This window comes from Colwellia sp. (assembly GCF_013215345.1).
Classification (GTDB): Bacteria; Pseudomonadota; Gammaproteobacteria; order Enterobacterales; family Alteromonadaceae; genus Colwellia.
Window position 1 is genome coordinate 1 of sequence record NZ_JABSOV010000187.1, and the last position, 4,884, is coordinate 4,884.

5 protein-coding genes and 1 pseudogene are annotated in these 4,884 nt (G+C 39.8%); all 6 read left to right on the top strand.

The annotated features are described in order from the left end of the window. Positions 1-294, top strand: a pseudogene (locus tag HRT50_RS17645) (hypothetical protein); the annotation flags it as partial. Then, positions 284-1,705 (top strand): class I adenylate-forming enzyme family protein, encoded by a 1,422-nt coding sequence (locus tag HRT50_RS17650; RefSeq protein ID WP_291616943.1) that lies wholly within the window; start codon positions 284-286, stop codon positions 1,703-1,705. The pseudogene HRT50_RS17645 and the gene HRT50_RS17650, both read left to right, overlap by 11 nt. A gap of 32 nt (positions 1,706-1,737) precedes the next feature. Further along, a complete protein-coding gene (locus HRT50_RS17655) occupies positions 1,738-2,109 on the top strand; it encodes a thioester dehydrase (RefSeq protein WP_291616945.1) in 372 nt (123 codons plus the stop codon). After that, entirely contained in the window at positions 2,109-2,987 is an 879-nt protein-coding gene (locus HRT50_RS17660; RefSeq protein WP_291616946.1) for a glycosyltransferase family 2 protein, read from the top strand. Before HRT50_RS17655 ends, HRT50_RS17660 begins: the two co-directional genes overlap by 1 nt. Next, positions 2,974-3,942, top strand: coding sequence for an acyltransferase (locus HRT50_RS17665; protein ID WP_291616947.1), 969 nt, complete (start codon positions 2,974-2,976; stop codon positions 3,940-3,942). The genes HRT50_RS17660 and HRT50_RS17665 overlap by 14 nt, the downstream gene beginning before the upstream one ends. A 25-nt stretch (positions 3,943-3,967) precedes the next feature. Next, on the top strand, positions 3,968-4,884 hold a 917-nt coding region (gene hutH, locus HRT50_RS17670), incomplete at its 3' end, for a histidine ammonia-lyase (protein ID WP_291616948.1).

Genomic DNA, 4,884 nt, shown 5'->3' on the forward strand with positions numbered 1-4,884 from the left:
TTGGCTTTGATTTTTTCCTATTCGTTAGTCAATCCTCCACCCATCATTGAGCGTCTTGCACGGCTAACTCAAGCTGATTTGCCAGATCATGCGGTAATTTATACGCGTACGGTAACTAAAGTATGGTTAGGGTTTTTCATCCTCAATGGCTTAGTAGCTTGCTATACCGCCTTATTTACTAGTTTACAAACGTGGACTATTTACAATGGCTTCATTGCTTATATATTGATGGCAATACTCTTTTATGGTGAGTATCTAGTAAGATTAAGGGTGCAAAAACTGAATGACCATTGATCTTTATACTTTCCCTGTAGACAAGAAAAATAACTTCATTCAGCGCGAACAGAGTATTTCAGGCAAGCAGTGGGCAAAAGAATGCATAGCCCTAGCACAACAGATAAATAGTTATAGCGAGGAAAGTTGGCTGTTATATCAGGATGATTTTTATCAATTCAGTGTAAACTTTTTTGCCCTTTTATTAGCCGATAAAAATATTGTGCTCGCACAAAGTGAACAGGCTGAACGGTTACAGCAGGCAGCTAAGTTTGCCGACATCTGCATTGGTGACAGGATAATTGCTGACAGTGCTAGTGGTAATAGTAACCAGTCGCAACCTTTAGCACATTTTAGTCCTAATAAAGACTGCTTGGTCCAAGATTCAACGCCAGTAGCACTTAACATTAATGCCAACACCACTATCACTTTGTTTACTTCAGGTTCGACCGGTGATGCCAAAGCCATTAAGAAGTATTGGTACCAGCTAGCAAATGAAGTTGAATGTTTACAGCAGCTGTTTCCTCAGGCGCTTTCTCCTCAACAGCTTACTTCTGAGCAAAGCAGCTGTATTTTGTCGACGGTTACCCATAAACATATTTATGGTTTGTTGTTTAAATTAATTTGGCCAGTATTTACCGGTAAACAAATCATTTGTGAGACCATTGAATACCCAGAGCAAATTGAACAATACAGCCAAAATTTCACTAAACTATTGTTGATTTCAAGTCCAAGTTATTTAGCCCGTACATATCAGCAGTTCTCAGCGCAAGCAATGACAAATATTCAGCGAGTTTTCTGCTCAGGTGGCGCTTTAAGTGCAAATGTTGCTGATGAAATTTTTAGCAAATATCAGCAAGCTATTACTGAAGTTTATGGTAGTACGGAAACCGGCGGTATTGCTTGGCGACAACAAAACGAGAATGCTCAATGGCAGTTATTTCCACAGCACCAAGTGAGCTTAGCCAAAGATGACACCTTAGTATTAACATCAAATTTTTTGGCTGAAGGTGAGCGTTATAAAACCGATGATAGAGTTGAGCTTAACAGCCGGTTTTTTAACTTGTTGGGTCGAGTTGACCGTATTATCAAGTTACATGAAAAAAGGCTGTCCCTTGATGAGATGGAAAAGCAATTAACCAGCCTGGAAAATGTTAATGCTTGTCACTGCTTTGTCTTAGATAGCTTAGACAGTAAAACCGCATTAGTTGCCGTGATAGAATTGAAAAATAATTGCTTGCTACCTAGTGATTTAATTCAAAGAAAACAGCTAATCAGTACATATAAAAAAGCCTTACTGTCAGTATTTGAACCGTCCTTATTACCAAGGAAGTGGCGTTTTGTTGCGCAGCTGCCTTTTAATAGCCAAGGCAAGCTAGTACAAATCGAATTAGTAAACCTTTTTAACTCCAGTAATAAGGTTCATGAGTAAGACTTAATGAGCATCTGCCTTAATGAATAAAGATGAATGAGCAAATATTAATGAAAAACAATGCCCAAAAACTACTACCGACTATTAACAGCGTTGAACAACAGCCAGATTCAGTGTTATTAACAATAACGATAGACGCAGAGTTACGCTGTTTTCAAGGTCACTTTGATGATGTCGCGGTAGTACCGGGTGTAGTGCAATTAGATTGGGCTATTACTTTTGCCTGCGAATATTTAGCAATGCCAGGTGATGTGCTCGATATCAGTGTCTTGAAATTTCAAAAGTTGCTCTTGCCTGATATGAAAGTGCAACTAGTACTTGAGAAAAAGTCGCCGGAAAAATTTAGCTTTTGTTATTTCAAAGATGACGATAAGTTTGCTTCAGCGCGCGTGGTCTTAGGCTAATGAGTGTTTGTACCGATAGAACCGACAGTACCAACAATACCTACAGTATTGATAGCAGCACTGTTTGCGCAATAATACCTAGTTATAATCATAGTGCTAAGTTGGCGCCAATCACGGCCGCATTATTGGCAAAAAAAATCGCGGTAATAATTGTTGATGATGCCAGCACGGCAGAGCACAGTACTGTGTTAGCAGAAATTAGCGATGGCGATGATAATATTCACTTAATAAACCATCAAGTAAACCAAGGCAAGGGCGGCGCGGTTATCACTGGATTGATGGCTGCAAAAAGACTCGGTTTTAGCCATGCTTTACAAGTAGATGCTGACGGGCAACACGACCTTAATGATATTGACGCCTTACTTGCATTGTCGGCCAAATATCCACTGGCGTTAATTAGTGGTAAACCGGTATACGATGACAGTATTCCTAAAGGCCGTTTATGGGGCCGCTCTATCACGCACTTTTGGGTGCATATTGAAACCTTGTCGCTGCAAGTAAAAGATACCATGTGTGGCTTTCGTGTTTATCCATTGGCCACTAGTTGCCAGTTAATAAATCAGGTCAGTCTAGGTAAACGCATGGACTTTGATATTGAAATTATGGTGCGACTCTTTTGGCGCAATGTCGATATTAAGTTTATAGCCACCAAAGTGGATTACCCCGAAGATGGCCAATCACATTTTAGAGCTTTGCATGATAATGTGCTGATCAGTTGGCTGCATACTCGCTTAGTTATCGGTATGTTAATGCGCTTTCCCTATTTAGTGATGAGTAGATTCGTTAAATCAAAAGCTAAATCAAAAGAAAAAGCAAAAACAGGCAAAAGTCAGCCAGATAAAACGATAAAGCAGGGTGCTACGCATGACGACAACTAATCATTGGTCATCAATGGGTGAACGCGGCTCAATACTCGGTTTAAAAATACTATTTACCTTCTACAAGTACGGTGGTCGTTACCTAGCGCAGCTTATTTTATACCCGGTGATTCTTTATTTTTTTATAACAGGTAAACCAAGCCGAACTGCGTCACAAAAATATTTAGCTAAAATGCACCAAGCGGGTTATTTAGCGAACAAGCCGGGTCTATGGCTGAGCTTTAAACACTTTTTAGCCATGGGCTTTGCCGCCTTAGATAAAATTGATGTCTGGTTAGGGAAAATCAGTATGACGTCGATAAACCATATTAACTATGATGTTTTTGAACCCTTGCTGACAGCAAATAAAGGCGCGTTAATAATCGGCTCACACTTAGGTAATTTAGAGATATGTCGCGCGCTAGCCAACGACAATACTGGCGCTTGTTTTAATGTGTTAGTGTTCACCGAACATGCCCAGCAGTTTAATGATCTGATTAATAGTTTACATAGTGACGTGAAAGTAAACCTAATTGAAGTCACTGAAATGGGGCCAGATCTTGCTATTATGCTACAAGAAAAAATCAGCCAAGGTGAATATGTCGTTATTGCCGGGGATAGAACCTCTACCACGGTGGCTGGCCGCGTTATTTATAATGAATTTTTAGGTGAACAAGCCCCTTTCTCCCAAGGGCCTTTTATTCTTGCCGGTATTTTGCAATGTCCTGTATTAATGATGTTTTGCTTAAGAGCGCAGGCATCAGAAAAGCATTCATATGATTTGATTTTTGAACAACTATCTCCAGGTATTCATTGGACTAGAAAAACGCGTCAGCTTGAGTTAAATAAATTGGTAAAAAAATACGCTGAAACATTAGAAAAATATTGTGCACGTTACCCGTTGCAATGGTTTAACTTTTTTGATTTTTGGCAACAAGACAAAATTAGTAGAGATAAAAGTAGCCAAGATGGCTAATCGAAGACACAAGTAGGATGAAGATATGTTAGACAAAAATGCCACCATTGTTTTTGGTGCTGCAGCATTAAGCATTGAAGATATAGTCGCCATTGCTAAAAATGAAAAACAAGTGACACTCTCAAATGACAGTGACTTTACCCAAAAGATAGATGCCGGTGTTGCTTTTTTAGATGCGTTATTAAAAGAAGACGGCGTGATTTATGGTGTGACCACAGGTTATGGTGAATCATGCACAGTAGAAATCCCGCCAGAATTAGCAAACGAATTACCGCTACATTTAACACGATTTCATGGCTGCGGTTTAGGGGATTATTTTAGCCCAGAGCAGGGCCGAGCAATTTTAGCCACCAGACTGGCGTCATTGAGTCGTGGTTATTCAGGGGTTAGTTGGGCATTATTAAAACAATTTACCGCTTTCATAAATAACAATATTATCCCGGTTATTCCTGAAGAAGGCTCTGTTGGTGCCAGTGGTGATTTAACACCACTTTCTTATGTGGCTGGGGCACTTTGTGGTGAGCGTGATGTTTATTATCAAGGCAAAAAAGTTGCTGCTAAGGTTGCCTTAGCTAACGAAAAGCTTAATCCGATTATTCTACGCCCTAAAGAAGGCTTAGCGATAATGAATGGTACAGCAGTAATGACTGCTTTAGCATGTCAAGCCTTTGATAGAGCAGCTTATTTAACTAAATTGAGCGCTAGAATTACCGCATTAAGTAGTTTAGCGTTAAAAGGCAACAGTAATCACTTTGATGACATATTGTTCTCGGTTAAACCTCATCCAGGTCAAGCAGATGTAGCCTCATGGATACAACATGACTTAAATCATCATGAGCATCCGCGCAATTCACACAGGTTACAAGACAGGTACTCAATCCGTTGTGCACCGCATGTTATTGGTGTACTGGCTGACTCATTACCTTGGCTTAGACAGTTTAT